The organism is Desulforamulus ruminis DSM 2154 (genome assembly GCF_000215085.1).
GTDB classification, from domain to species: Bacteria; Bacillota; Desulfotomaculia; order Desulfotomaculales; family Desulfotomaculaceae; genus Desulfotomaculum; species Desulfotomaculum ruminis.
The window spans coordinates 1,564,400-1,577,308 of sequence record NC_015589.1 but is presented as its reverse complement, the minus strand read 5'-3'; the positions used below and the strand labels follow the sequence as shown (position 1 = coordinate 1,577,308).

Genomic DNA, 12,909 nt, shown 5'->3' with positions numbered 1-12,909 from the left:
TAAAATTAAACCGGCAAGAATTTTATGCCAGTAAGAATGCCCCAATCTCATCCCTCCACATCTGTTCTGTGTTGCTTGCCTTCGGTTGAAATGGGATTGGACGGAATACCGAGTTTCTTTTCTCCCATTAACTGCTGATAAAGTTCCATGGTCTTATTTACCATGGCCTGAACCGTAAATTTTTCCGTTACATGCTTACGACCGCAGTTGCCCATTCTGAGCATTCGTTCCCGCTCTCCTAAAAGGCCTGCCAGAGCAATGGCCAAGGCCTCGGGATCCCTTGGCGGTACCACCAAACCGGTTTTTCCTTCCACAATGGCCTCGGGAATACCGCCTACCCGGGTGGCCACCACCGGTTTACCGGCAGCCATGGCTTCCAGAATGGTAAGAGGCAGTCCTTCCGTAACCGAAGGCAAGACAAAAATATCCAGGGTAGCCAATATTTCCGGTATATTTTCACGCCGGCCAGCAAAGGTCACCCTGTTTTTCAGTCCCAGTTCCGCTGCCTCCTGCTCCAGTTCCTCTCTCAGGGGACCATCCCCCACCACCAGAAAATTCACCTGATAATCCTTTAACAGGGAAGCTGCTTTAAGAAAATAACTGACACCCTTTTGGGGGGCCAAACGGGCGATGGTGCCAATAACCGGTCCCAGTTCCGGAATGGACAAACTCTGCCGGACCGTGAGCGTATCCAGTTTCAGATTAAATTTATCCGTCTCAATGCCATTATAAATGGTTGTCAATTGCCTGGCCGGCAAACTCTCCTGTTCCATAAGTTCCTGTTTTAGCGCATCCGACACGGTGATGATGCGGTCCGTAAGACGGGCTAAAAAGCGCTCCACCATGGCAAATAAATTCTTTTTCCAGCGGGGCCACTGTTCGTAAAAAATGCTGTTATGGGCGGTAAAGACCACCACCGGCGTTTTAACAATGGCTGCCGCCAAACGGCCCACCAAGGCTCCCTTGGAACTATGGGCATGCAAAATAACCGTTCCGGAAGAATGCAGGTACTTAACCAGGCTTTTAACCGCGGCGTAGTCTTTAAGCGGTGAGAGTTCCCCAACCAATGGAATGGGAGTGGTTTTGATCCCCAGGGCAGCAAGTTCCGCCCACAATAGACTGTCTTGAGGGCAAGCCACCGTAACATCAAACCGGGTATGATCTGTAAGCCTCACCAGATCCAGCAGATGGTTTTTCATCCCGCCGGCGGCGGGCCTTACCACATGTAATACTTTTATTTTAGACAATGGTGTCACCCCTGCCGAAGATATGGTTATCTTTTCCACAAGTACCCAAGGCTATCCATTTTATACATTCTTTTGTGTATTCGCCGTCCTTTGTTTATTACCTTCCCCGGAAAAGAACAAAAAATAGGGCTTTCATGCAAAAGACCACCATCGCTGGTGGTCATGCTGTTAATTTAATTTAATTGCTTCGGTTGGGCACCCTTCTGCCGCTTCTTTGGCCTGCTCTTCCTGCCCATCGGAAATCTCATCGGTAATGGTATGCGCCTTATCGTCGTCATTCCAGTCAAAAACCTCGGGACAAACATCAATACAGGCCCCGCAGCTAATGCAAAGGTCCTGGTCTACCACTGCTTTCATGGTAACACCTCCATTCAATTTAGCAACCTTATTGTTGCTGCCAACACCGGAAATTATACCCGTTTCTGGAGATTTTTAACCATGAATTAAAGCAGGCAGACAGCGCGTACAGGTCCAGGTGCTTTCTCCATTTAAACGCATGGGGATGAGGGCTTGTTGGTGATCCTCAGCACCACACCGGTGACATTTTATTTCCACTCCCGGAGGCAGCCCCGTGCCTTTTTTCTCCCGGTTTTTCAAATGTTCTTCCACCGCCTGGTGGTCAAAGTCCGGTGCTTCACGCTCCTCAATGGACAGGGCCCCGGTGGGGCAGGTCCCTAAGCAAAAACCGGCTCCATCGCATAGTTCCTCCCGCCGGACGGTAGCCTTACCGTCTACCAGTTCAATGGCTCCCTCAGCACAGGGAGAAACACACTTGCCGCAACCATTACAGAGATCCTGGTCAATTTTTACAATTTTTCTTTTATTCATGCTTCGACTCCTCATGCAATAAGTTATTTTTTATTTTAACCGAATGACATCCCAATTATATTGTCAAGTAAAAGCCTGCTTTTATCCTTTAATAATGATTTCTTCCGGTATCCACCCTCTTTTCTTCATCCAGCCCAATGCCGGCAAATAACTCTTTTAGTTTTAAAAAATCCTCAACACTCATCAGTTCACTATTGGCATAAAAGACTCTGCCCGCATTATTTACAGCACCCCAGGTAAATTTGACAATCTCTTTGCCGGTTCCTTTGGTTGTTTCCGTTTTTAAAAACAGTTTAACAGTCATGGTAACCCTCCAAATTAACCAATTAACTACCCGTTACGGAGTGACTGCACTCCCTGCTTTATTATAGCAAGATTCATCCTTTATAAACAGTTGTCCGGGATTTTTTGCGGGAAGACGCCAAAATGGTCGGTTACTGTATAAAAATTTAGAAGAACGGGTTGCCCCGTTCTTCAACCAAGAGCGTTACTATTCGCAGTCAGAGGACATGCTGCCGCAGCCATCGGAGGATGAACTGCAGTTATCCGCACAATCGTTGGCGCTGGATTCCAGTTCTTCCTGGGCCTTGTTGGCGCGCTTTTCCTTAGCCATCAATGTAACACCTCCCGTACTATTTTTATCCGTAGGTGTTATTATCAAACATGTTATTTTTTTCCATTTTTACCCCGTACCAATTTTTTCTTAGGCATTGCCTGGCTCTTTTTTCTCTGGATCTTAACAATGATAAAACCGGTCAGCAAAGAAATCAGCAATTTAATCAACAAATCCTGATATAAAACCCCTTTGGCCAGCTCTAACCAGCCACCACTAAATCCCGTCTTAACCGTAAAGGCCTGAATGGCCGTAATGGTAATGAAAACTCCCAGGGTATGGATAAATAGCTTTTTTTGATCCATATTACACCCCACACTCTTTTTCCGGAAAGTTCAGTTGGCTGATAAATTGTTGCCGGTAGCGGCAATCTTCGGCTAATTCCAGATGTTTAAAGCGCAGACTTAATTTTTCCGCTCGCTGTCTTTCGGGATAGGATAATAAAATCATACAGGCTCCTGAACCGGCGGCATTGCCCACCTGCCTGATTTTATGCAAGGGCGCCAAACCAAGCAAACCCATTCTTAGAGCATTGGCAGGGTTTAGGTAATTGCCGAAGCCCCCGGCCAACAGCAGGCTGTTTAGCTCTTTTTCGCCTATTCCCGCCTCATCCATGAGCACTTGAATCCCGGCTGCCACAGCGCCTTTGGCCAACTGGATTTCCCGGATATCCTTTTGATGAAGATAAAGCTTATCGGTCAACATCAATTGGTTCAGTCCGTCGGCACCGGTTACCAGCCGTTGCTTTATTTTATAGGAAGTAATGGGCGGCAGCCCGGAAGCCTTGACCAGCTCACCGTCACTCTTTATAATTCCCAGCCGCAGCATTTCCGCCACCGCATCAACCAAACCGGAGCCGCAAATTCCGGTGGGCTTTGCACTGCCGATGACCTCCAGATGGACGTCATAATCCATGGTTACTTTATGGATGGCGCCGGTGACGGCGGTTTTACCGCAGGCAATGTTGCCACCTTCCAGGGCAGGGCCTGCGGGGGCGGATGCAGCCAGCAACTGCTCGCCAAACTGCAGCAGGATTTCTCCATTGGTGCCAATATCCACCAGCAACAGGGTCTCTTGCCTCTCCCCAAAACCATGCACCTGGGCTGCTGCCAGAGCATCCGAGCCAACAAATCCTCCGATAAAGGGCGGAAAATAACAGATTGCCCGGGAAACCGATTCTAGGCCCAGTTCCTCCGCCGTCCGGTAAAAAGGCCCTGGCTCATAGGGGCAAAAAGGCACCGCAGCCAAACTCTCCACCGGTAAATTCAAAACCAGATGCATCATGGCCGGGTTGCCAACCAGCACAATTTCCCTAAGGAACCGGGGGCTAACGCCCCCCTGTTCACAACATCCCAGGAACAATTGATTCAGGTCCTGTAGCACCGCTCCCCGCAGTTCTCTGTAGGCATCCGGTCCTTTGATGGCATGGGCCAGCCGGGAAATGACATCCGCGCCATAGATTCTCTGTCCGTTGACCACCGGCATCACTCCGAGACGCCGACCGCTATAAAGATCGTAAAGATACCCCACAATGGTGGTGGTGCCCAAATCCACGGCCATGCCCAGGGGTTTTTCCGCCCCATCCGCCAAATCCCGCAGGGGAATCCCGGCTTGATGCCGCAAAGCCCCTGCGGGACCTGCCAGCACGGCGGGTTCCAGGATAAAAGCCCGGGGTTCTCCTTCTTCCAGGACAACCATCTGATCCCCGCCCATTTGAATGGTCAGCGGTTGATCAATCTTGGTACGGCAGGCCAGGAATTCTTCCCCGGAAGCAGTCTGAATCCGGCACCCGCCACACCGGCCATTGCCGCCACAGGGTGCGGTCAGGGGAACACCCGCCTGTCGGGCGGCTTCAAGAATGGTTGTGCCCGCAGGAACGGCAATCTCCACATTATGAGGTTTAAAGGTAACCCTTACTTTGCTGGCAGACAATCCATCATCCCCGTAAAATCTTAACTTATCAATTCCTTAGCAATGCGAACCGCTTCCACAGCGTCCTCGGCGTAGCCATCGGCGCCAATCTCTTTGGCGTATTGCGCCGTAACCGCCGCTCCCCCCACCATCACTTTACAAGCCAGTCCGGCTTCCTTTACATCTTTAATGAGTTCCGGCATGTGAATCATGGTGGTTGTCATCAACGCACTTAAACCGATCAAACCGGCCCGATGTTCCCGGACCGCCTCGATAATACGCTGGTTATCTACATTTTTACCCAGGTCAATGACCTCAAAACCATGGTTGGCCAGCATCACCGAGACAATATTTTTACCGATATCATGAATGTCTCCTTTAACGGTAGCCAATACAACGGTAGCAACTTTTTTGGTCAGACCCTTGGCCAATGCCGGACGAAGGCATTCAAAGCTTTTGGTCATGGTTTCTCCGGCCATAATCAACTGGGGCAAGAAGTAAACGCCTTGGGCATACCTGCGGCCCACTTCTTCAATGGCGGGAATCAGTGCTTTGTCCAGCATTTCCAGAGGCCCCATGCCCTGCCCCAGGGCTTCTTCTATATAGCGGATAATATTGTCCTTATCCCCCGACAACACCGCCCGGTATAATATCTCCCGGGGAGTAGAGGCTTTTTTTTCGTCTTCCTTTTGCTTTACCGGAGCTTCAGCCCGGACCTGCTCCCGGACAATATATTTTTCAGCCCGAAGGTCCCTGCCCGTTAGAACGGCGGATGCCCGCAGGGTTTCCATCATCCGCTCCTCCTGGGGGTTTAAAATGGCGGCGTCCAAACCGGCAGACAGGGCCATGGCAAAGAAAGCGGAGTTGATTAATTTGCGATTCGGCAGCCCAAAGGACACATTGCTGACCCCCAGGCTGGTGGCAAGCCCCAGTTCCTGTTTTACCAGGGAGATGGCCTTTAGGGTTTCCGGAACCCCTTCCGGTTGGGCACTGACCGTCAGCACCAGGCAGTCGATCATGATATCCTCTCTGGGAATCCCCATTTCTTCCGCCCTGGCCACAATTTTCCCGGCCACCGCCAGTCTTTCCTCGGCGGTGGGAGGAATGCCTCTTTCGTCCAGGGTGAGGCCGATTAATGCCGCTCCGTATCGTTTGGCCAAGGGAAGGATGGTTTCCATACTCTGGTCTTCACCGTTAACGGAATTAATAATCGCTTTGCCATGGTATAGTTTTAGGGCATGTTCAATGACCGCCGGGTCGGTGCTGTCAATACACAGAGGCGCATCCACCAAAACCTGCACCGCATGAATGGCCCTTTCCATGGCCGCAATGGGGTCTACCCCTCCGACACCCACGTTAACATCCAGTATTTCCGCCCCGGCCTCCACCTGGGCCAAGGCATCACGGCGGGTGATTTCTGTTTTACCTTCCTTAATTTCAGCCTGCAGGGCCTTTTTGCCGGTGGGATTCAGGCGTTCACCAATGGCCACCGGCATTCCGGCCGGGTGAATGGCAACGGTTTTAACCCTGCTGGCAACCCGCAGCCCAAAGGATTTATTCCTTGTTTTAATCTCTAAATCCTTTACCGCCTGGCTAATAGCCTTGATATGCTCCGGCGTGGTTCCGCAGCAGCCCCCCAGCAGAGAGGCCCCGTAATCCACAAAACGAGCCGCATAATCGGCCAGCACTTCCGGCGTCTCCCGAAATACCGTGCGCCCTTCCACAATTTCGGGCATACCGGCATTGGGAGAAATCAAGACCGGTAAATTGGTGCTCCGGGTTAACTGCCGGACCACTCCCTCCAACTGCCTTGGACCTACGGAGCAATTCACCCCCACCGCCGCCACACCCAGCCTTTCCGCCACCACCGCAGCGGTTTCCGGGTCTGTGCCGGTAAAGGTACGGCCGCTCTCATCAAAGGTAAAACTGGCCACCACCGGGACAGAGCCCGCATCGGCGGCAGCAATCAGGGCCGCCCGCATTTCCCCTATATCCCCAAAGGTTTCAAAAAGAATTAAATCCACTTCGGCTTCCACTAAAGCCCGGCACTGAACCAAAAACTGCTGATAAGCCTCATCAAAGCTCAAGGTGCCCAGGGGCTGCAAAAATTTTCCCAGAGGCCCCACCGAACCGGCCACCATGGCTCCGAAGGGTTTGGCGGCCTCCCTGGCCAGCCGGCCAGCGGCCAGGTTAAATTCCCGGACCCGGTCCGGCATATCATATTCCTCAAGCTTTAAAGGAATGGCCCCGAAGGTATTGGTGGTTATAATATCGGCCCCGGCCCGGAGATAAAGACCGTGAACCTCTTTTATCACCTCCGGGTGGCTGACGTTCCATTCCTCCGGACACCAGCCTGCAGGAAGCCCCCTTTCCTGCAGCAGGGTGCCCATGGCGCCGTCCACAATCAATATTTCCCGTTGCACTCTATCTTTAAAGGACAATCTGATTCTCTCCTTCCATGCTGCTTTGACGATATTGACAATTCCTCTTTGGGCAAGCCGCACATTTTGAGGCAAGCTTGTATTCTATGGCACTCCAACCCACCAGAAAAACCAGCGATTTAACGGGAGTCATCTGAAAGTGATCATTGCAGGTGATGCCCAGCCGTTCCCCCTTGGCCAGACTCAATAGGGCGGGCAGATCCTGTAAGGAAAAACCACGGCAGCCGGGCAAAAATCTGGGCGTGGGATGTAAGCCTTGCAATCTTTGTTGACGGGCAATCAGGTTTACCGTATAGTTGGCCGCCTCTTCCACCGCCACCGTCCCCACCGCATCCAGGATGAAAGCCGCGGTCATTTCGCCGGCATGCATAAACCGCTCTCCCTGCCTGCTGATCTCCTCCCCGGCCGTAACGGCAATAACGCTGATCTGTCGGCAATGAACCAGTTCATTGCTTGGGGCGGCAAGGTGGAACACCCGTTCATTCACCCGGAGAATATTTTCCTCCAGCCAAAAATGATGCATGGAAAAAAAGGCTGCGGCATGGAGCAGAGACTGCCCCAGGTTTAGCAGCGGTTTAATTTTTTCCAGGTTCTGAGCAGACAGTTCCTCGGCGGCAGGCTGACCCATCATCCGGAGCACCTGCTGATATTTAACTCTTACCGGTATTTGCGAAAGCAGCATCATCCGCCTCCATACATAAAAAAATGGGGCTTCTTGTTATCATAAGCATTTTATTGTAAAAATAACACCCCGGACGGATGAGTCCGGGGCGTAATAATTACGTCCTTCAGGCCGAGACTCATCTCTCAGGACCGCGCAGTCCTGCAGGAGTTGGCACCGCCGCCAGAATGATTGGCCGGTTGCCGGGCTTCATAGGGCCAGTCCCTCCACCACTCTTGATAAGATTCACTATTTATATTAATCGTAATTTACACCAACCGAGTCTACTTCGTCAAGAGTTTCTCTTAAAGCTGTGGCCGCTGCTTCACCGGCCACATATCCGGTACTGAAAGCCACCTGCATGTTAAACCCGCCGGTATGCGCATCCACGTCTAAAATTTCCCCGGCAAAATAAAGTTTTTTTATCTTTGTGGATTCCATGGTGCGGGGATTGATCTCTTTAATGCTGACGCCGCCGCCGGTCACGGTGGCTTCTTCCAGGGGCCTCGTGCCGGTAACCTGCAGGGGCAGCCCTTTCATTAGGGAAATCAAAGTATTCCAGCGGGCCTTTATCACTTCGCCGGCCGGTGTTTCCGGAGCCACTTCTGCCAGGTCTAATAAAACTTTAACCAAACGTTCGGGCAATAAGGAGCTTATCAGATTTTTCACGGATTTTTTAGCAGCCGCCGAAATACATTGCTGTAGATCCTCCTCCAGATTCCGGGCGGTTCGCTCTGAAAATAAGTCCAGTTTGCCCTGTAAAACAGCCGCCGGGTCCCTCTGTTTTTCCAGAGCAACAACCCGGCCAACCCGCAGGGCGCCGGGTCCGGAAAGGCCCCAGTGGGTAAAGATGACATCTCCGGATTCCGCGGCCAGTCGCTTCCCTTTACCATTATAAAGGGTTAGATTCACATTCTCCAACGAGAGCCCCTGTACCGCTCTCCCTTTAATCCACCCATCAGAACAGGTTATGGCTACCGCGGCGGGAAAAAGAGCGGTTATGCGGTGTCCCGCCTCTTCAGCCAGCCGATGTCCTTCTCCGGTGCTGCCGGTATGAGCATAGGAGAGACCCCCGGTGGCCACAATGACCCCACCGGCTGTAAACACTTCCTCACCGGCGGCCACTCCTTGGCAGCGATGATTTTCAACCACCAGACCCTTGGCGCCGGTTTCCAAACGAACCCGCACACCAAGCTGGCGAAGGTATCTTTCCAGCGCACCCACCACATCCCCGGAACGGTTGTTTACAGGAAAAATCCGGCCATGATCCTCCACTTTGGTTTTAATCCCAAGCTTGCCGAAGAAAGCCCTTACCTGCTGGCCGGAAAACCGGTGCAGGCTGCTGTAAACGAATCTCCCGTTACCGGGAATATTATCTACCATTTCCGGTATATCGGCGGCATTGGTCAGATTGCAGCGTCCGCCACCGGTAATTAACATTTTTTTGCCCAACTGCCGGTTTTTCTCCAGCAGCAGGACTGCCGCCCCGCATTCCGCCGCCCTGGCGGCAGCCATCATGCCCGCCGGACCTCCGCCTACCACCACAACATCATAATCCTTACGCAAATACACCGTCTCCCGATTTCTTTAATCAATGATTGTTGAATATAGCTTAACACCATCGATCCTTCCATATAACCCATTCTAGGACCAATGGTATAAAAACGGCCCGGACGCGGGCCGGGCCTGTATTTAGACGTTAAATCTGAAATTAATGATATCTCCGTCCTGGACGAGATAATCCTTCCCTTCCAACCGGAACATGCCCTTTTCCCGGGCCTTGGCCATGGAACCGGCCGAGGTCAAATCGTCAAAGGCAACCACTTCAGCCCGGATAAATCCTCTCTCGATATCCGAGTGGATTTTCCCGGCGGCTTTTTTAGCATCGGTTTGACGTTTAATGGTCCAGGCCCGTACCTCGTCTTCCCCGGCAGTCAGAAAGGAAATGAGCCCCAAATAATCGTAAACAGCCCGGGCCAAACGATCAATACCAGGCTCACTGATGCCCAGGTCTTCCATAAACAATTGCTTGTCTTCCTCCGGCAGTTGGTTAATCTCCATTTCCATCCGGCCGCAGACGGGCAGAACGGCAATCCCTTTCTGAGCCGCGTATTTTTCAACTTCCGCCTGGCCCGGGTAGCTTCCGGCACGGAATTGATCCTCATCAATATTAATCACCAGCATCATGGGTTTTTCCGTAAGGAAGGCATAATTTCTCAGGGTCAATTTTTCTTCCTCACTGAGGTTCAACTGGCTGATGGGAGATTCTTCTTCCAGGGCAGCCAGACATTTTTTCAATACTTCCAACTCAAAGGCATTTTCTTTGGTAATTTTTTTACCGGACTGAATGCGGGCAATGCGCTTCTCCACCAGGTCCATATCGGCCAGGAGGATTTCCACGGCAATGGTTTCAATATCCCGCAAGGGGTTAATTTCTTCTTCCACATGGGGTACGTCCCCGTTGTTAAAAGCCCGGACCACGTGCACAAGCAAATCTGCATTGCGAATGGCATTTAAAAACTGATTTCCAACGCCTTTGCCCTCGCTGGCCCCCCGGACCAGTCCGGGTACTTCGCTGAATTGAATTTGAGCATAGGTGGTTTTTCGGGGCTTGTACATTTCAACCAAATAATCAATGCGTTTATCCGGCACCCGGGCGGAGGCGGTAATAGTCTCGGTTTTTCCGCTTAAGAAATTAGAGGTCTCCTGATTGGAGTTGGTAAGCAAATTAAAGAGGGTGGTTTTCCCCACCATGGGTAATCCAATGATTCCGCTGGTCAGGTTCGTTGACATTTAAACGTATCACTCCTGTAAATTTCATAACACCACAAAAGGATTTTACCACATAGGCCTCCGGTTTTCCACTGTGCCATAATAAAAGGCCGGGAAGGATTTCCCGGCCTTGCTGGATTAATAATTCTCGCAAAGCAATTCGTAGTGGGCCTGGGGATGAGCACAGGCGGGACAAAGTTCCGGAGCTTCCTTGCCCGTATGCACATACCCGCAGTTACGGCATTTCCATTTTACTTCTTGATCCCGCTTAAAGACTTTCCCTTCCTCCAGGTTTTTCAACAGAGCCAGATAACGTTTTTCATGCTCCTCTTCCACTTCGCCGATTTCCCGGAACACATCGGCAATTTCATTAAAACCTTCTTCCCGGGCAATCTTTTCAAAATCCTTATACATGCTGGTATACTCATAATTCTCGCCGGCAGCGGCCTCCCGAAGATGAGTCTTGGTATCGGTAATCCCCTTCAGGAATTTAAATAATCTTTTGGCGTGTTCCTTTTCGTTATCGGCGGTTTCCAAAAAGATGGCGGCAATTTGCTCATAGCCTTCTTTTTTAGCTGCACTGGCCCAATAGGTATATTTGTTCCGGGCCTCACTTTCGCCGGAAAAAGCTGCCTTTAAATTTGCTTCAGTTTTGCTTCCTTTTAATTCCATTTTTCAAATCCTCCTTTTAGTTATATAGATTCTCTAATAAAACTTCAGAGATATTTTTCAATTCGCTGCCTTAGGCTTTATTCCTTTCATTTTATTTTATTTTAAGCCTAAGTTCATCTTTTTGTCATAGCTTGCCCGGTATGAAAAGTTTCTTAAGGATCATAATAAAATAAACTCTTACAAAAGGGGTGTTGATATGACAGTACGCGAAGGAATGGTTCCCACCATACTAGGTGCCGCCGTTACAACCGCCGGTTTGGCTATCCGTGCTGCAAACCCCGTTTTGGGCTGGGGTATCGCTGGATTTGGCTTAGCTCATGTTTTGCTGGGCGCCATTGATCTGGTGGAACATAATACCCTGAGATTCCAAGAAGAGTTCTAACCCAACAGGAATAAGAACGATTTCTGTTCGTCAAAAACCGGCCTGGAGTCGGTTTTTGATGTTCAGGCCAAATTCTAGCTCTGGCCGCCGAAGACCTCCTGCCATTCCTTTTCCTTAAATCCCACCAATACTCTCTGACCGTCGGTTATAATGGGCCGTTTAATCAACATCCCGTTGGAAGCTAGTAATTCATAAAGTTCTTCGTCGGTTAAAAGAGGAATTTTATCTTTTAAACCCAGTTCTTTATATTTGATCCCGCTGCTATTAAAAAACCTTTTTAAAGGCAAGCCGCTTTTTTGATGCAGTTCTCTAACTTCATCCCTGCTCGGCGCCTCATGGACAATATGCCTGGTCTTAAAGGGAATATTCCTTTGTTTAAGCCAATCCTTGGCCTTTTTCACCGTGCTTCACCCGGGATAATCAAATAAGACCCATTCCATCATGGCAACTCCTCTTTAAATATTTTTATTTAACTACTAATAGGTTATCCATTATTTTCATAAATTTATCCTTGCTAAGAATTTCATGGGTTATAAAAAACCCTTTATAATAAATGCTGTAGGTAGTATAGGGTGAAGGGCAATTTTGCGCTTCTTCCCGGGAAATGATTCTTTTCTTTCCTACAGTTAAATTGTACTCTTTTGCCGCCTCCTCCACTTCCTGCACATAGGACTCTGTAAAGGGACACTGATTGGTATAAAGAATGGACAAATCCTCCTTCCCTTCAATCCTTAACTTTTGGGCATTTTCCTTAAATCGGGGCAGCGGCGCATCCTTAAATCTTTTTACCATTAATTCAAAAAAGGGCGGGGCGGTATCACATACTACAAATCCTTTTTTTAATAAAAACTTTTTATCCGCTAGATAGGGCTTTTTATTTTTGCTGGATAAAATAACGATGCCATTTTTATCTTTAGCATCCTTTATACATTCCTCCAGCAGCCGACTCCCCAACCCCATGCCCTTAAACCGGCCCGCTACCCAAAGACAGTTGATAAACATGTAATCTGGGGCAGTAATAGGGCTCCAGGCGAATTCCGCAGGAATATACTCAATAAATACCTTCCCCCGCACATTGGCTTTTATAAACTTTAATCCTTCAGCAAAGCGGCTTTTTAACCATTCCTTTTTCAGGCTGATCCCTTTTTCACTTTTTTTATCGGCCAAAGCACAGCAAATATGTTCTCTTGCAATATTTTCCTGGTTCAGAGTAATCAGTTCAATGGTTTCCTGCATATCTCCTCCGCGCTCTCTTTTGTAAGGCACCGTAAGCATATTGCTAGTATTACGGCTATTATAACCTAATCACAGTAACCCTAAAATTCCTAAACTCTTAGTCATTATACAATTAAAATATGACAACAGAATGTCATATTTCCAAA

15 protein-coding genes and 1 riboswitch are annotated in these 12,909 nt (G+C 49.6%); of the genes, 1 reads left to right on the top strand and 14 read right to left on the bottom strand.

The genetic code is table 11. The annotated features are described in order from the left end of the window. Positions 1-47: 47 nt before the first annotated feature. The 12 genes from DESRU_RS07905 to rbr form a co-directional block, all read right to left on the bottom strand. A complete protein-coding gene (locus DESRU_RS07905) occupies positions 48-1,256 on the bottom strand; it encodes a glycosyltransferase family 4 protein (protein WP_238446391.1) in 1,209 nt (402 codons plus the stop codon). Positions 1,257-1,415: 159 nt separating this feature from the next. Next, the gene (locus tag DESRU_RS07900) at positions 1,416-1,604 is read right to left on the bottom strand and encodes a ferredoxin (protein ID WP_013841586.1); all 189 of its coding nucleotides are present in this window, start codon (positions 1,602-1,604) and stop codon (positions 1,416-1,418) included. Between the two features lie 75 nt (positions 1,605-1,679). Next, the gene (locus DESRU_RS07895; protein WP_013841585.1) at positions 1,680-2,075 is read right to left on the bottom strand and encodes an ATP-binding protein; all 396 of its coding nucleotides are present in this window, start codon (positions 2,073-2,075) and stop codon (positions 1,680-1,682) included. An 88-nt stretch (positions 2,076-2,163) separates the two neighbouring features. Then, positions 2,164-2,379, bottom strand: coding sequence for a hypothetical protein (locus DESRU_RS07890; RefSeq protein WP_013841584.1), 216 nt, complete (start codon positions 2,377-2,379; stop codon positions 2,164-2,166). A gap of 186 nt (positions 2,380-2,565) precedes the next feature. Next, complete coding sequence (locus DESRU_RS21465) at positions 2,566-2,688, bottom strand: hypothetical protein (RefSeq protein WP_013841583.1); 123 nt, start codon at positions 2,686-2,688, stop codon at positions 2,566-2,568. 53 nt (positions 2,689-2,741) lie between these two features. Continuing rightward, the gene (locus DESRU_RS07885) at positions 2,742-2,993 is read right to left on the bottom strand and encodes a hypothetical protein (RefSeq protein WP_013841582.1); all 252 of its coding nucleotides are present in this window, start codon (positions 2,991-2,993) and stop codon (positions 2,742-2,744) included. A 1-nt stretch (position 2,994) separates the two neighbouring features. Continuing rightward, the gene (locus DESRU_RS07880; RefSeq protein WP_013841581.1) at positions 2,995-4,620 is read right to left on the bottom strand and encodes an ASKHA domain-containing protein; all 1,626 of its coding nucleotides are present in this window, start codon (positions 4,618-4,620) and stop codon (positions 2,995-2,997) included. A 20-nt stretch (positions 4,621-4,640) separates the two neighbouring features. After that, complete coding sequence (locus tag DESRU_RS07875; RefSeq protein WP_013841580.1) at positions 4,641-7,040, bottom strand: homocysteine S-methyltransferase family protein; 2,400 nt, start codon at positions 7,038-7,040, stop codon at positions 4,641-4,643. Continuing rightward, positions 7,030-7,725, bottom strand: a complete 696-nt coding sequence (locus DESRU_RS07870) for a Vitamin B12 dependent methionine synthase activation subunit (RefSeq protein ID WP_143758760.1) — start codon at positions 7,723-7,725, stop codon at positions 7,030-7,032. Before DESRU_RS07870 ends, DESRU_RS07875 begins: the two co-directional genes overlap by 11 nt. Positions 7,726-7,837: 112 nt before the next feature. Then, positions 7,838-7,947, bottom strand: a riboswitch (SAM riboswitch). A 12-nt stretch (positions 7,948-7,959) separates the two neighbouring features. Continuing rightward, complete coding sequence (locus DESRU_RS07865) at positions 7,960-9,273, bottom strand: BaiN/RdsA family NAD(P)/FAD-dependent oxidoreductase (protein ID WP_274377002.1); 1,314 nt, start codon at positions 9,271-9,273, stop codon at positions 7,960-7,962. A gap of 120 nt (positions 9,274-9,393) precedes the next feature. Further along, positions 9,394-10,494: a redox-regulated ATPase YchF gene (gene ychF, locus DESRU_RS07860; protein WP_013841577.1), complete on the bottom strand. Its 1,101-nt coding sequence runs from the start codon at positions 10,492-10,494 to the stop codon at positions 9,394-9,396. A 117-nt stretch (positions 10,495-10,611) separates the two neighbouring features. Continuing rightward, complete coding sequence (gene rbr, locus DESRU_RS07855; RefSeq protein ID WP_013841576.1) at positions 10,612-11,145, bottom strand: rubrerythrin; 534 nt, start codon at positions 11,143-11,145, stop codon at positions 10,612-10,614. Positions 11,146-11,341: 196 nt separating this feature from the next. Between rbr and DESRU_RS07850 the strand changes: the two genes are divergently transcribed. Continuing rightward, positions 11,342-11,527: a hypothetical protein gene (locus DESRU_RS07850; protein ID WP_013841575.1), complete on the top strand. Its 186-nt coding sequence runs from the start codon at positions 11,342-11,344 to the stop codon at positions 11,525-11,527. A gap of 74 nt (positions 11,528-11,601) precedes the next feature. Here DESRU_RS07850 and DESRU_RS07845 read toward each other — a convergent pair whose 3' ends face one another. Next, positions 11,602-11,967, bottom strand: coding sequence for an arsenate reductase family protein (locus DESRU_RS07845; protein WP_013841574.1), 366 nt, complete (start codon positions 11,965-11,967; stop codon positions 11,602-11,604). 25 nt (positions 11,968-11,992) lie between these two features. Beyond that, complete coding sequence (locus DESRU_RS07840) at positions 11,993-12,763, bottom strand: GNAT family N-acetyltransferase (RefSeq protein ID WP_013841573.1); 771 nt, start codon at positions 12,761-12,763, stop codon at positions 11,993-11,995. Positions 12,764-12,909 lie beyond the last annotated feature (146 nt).

Coding starts and splice junctions, on each gene's coding strand:
- DESRU_RS07900 (WP_013841586.1), bottom strand. CDS start 1,604: ATGAAAGCAGTGGTAGACCAGGACCTTTGCATTAGCTGCGGGGCCTGT.
- DESRU_RS07895 (WP_013841585.1), bottom strand. CDS start 2,075: ATGAATAAAAGAAAAATTGTAAAAATTGACCAGGATCTCTGTAATGGT.
- DESRU_RS07890 (WP_013841584.1), bottom strand. CDS start 2,379: ATGACTGTTAAACTGTTTTTAAAAACGGAAACAACCAAAGGAACCGGC.
- DESRU_RS21465 (WP_013841583.1), bottom strand. CDS start 2,688: ATGGCTAAGGAAAAGCGCGCCAACAAGGCCCAGGAAGAACTGGAATCC.
- DESRU_RS07885 (WP_013841582.1), bottom strand. CDS start 2,993: ATGGATCAAAAAAAGCTATTTATCCATACCCTGGGAGTTTTCATTACC.
- DESRU_RS07870 (WP_143758760.1), bottom strand. CDS start 7,725: ATGATGCTGCTTTCGCAAATACCGGTAAGAGTTAAATATCAGCAGGTG.
- ychF (WP_013841577.1), bottom strand. CDS start 10,494: ATGTCAACGAACCTGACCAGCGGAATCATTGGATTACCCATGGTGGGG.
- rbr (WP_013841576.1), bottom strand. CDS start 11,145: ATGGAATTAAAAGGAAGCAAAACTGAAGCAAATTTAAAGGCAGCTTTT.
- DESRU_RS07850 (WP_013841575.1), top strand. CDS start 11,342: ATGACAGTACGCGAAGGAATGGTTCCCACCATACTAGGTGCCGCCGTT.
- DESRU_RS07840 (WP_013841573.1), bottom strand. CDS start 12,763: ATGCAGGAAACCATTGAACTGATTACTCTGAACCAGGAAAATATTGCA.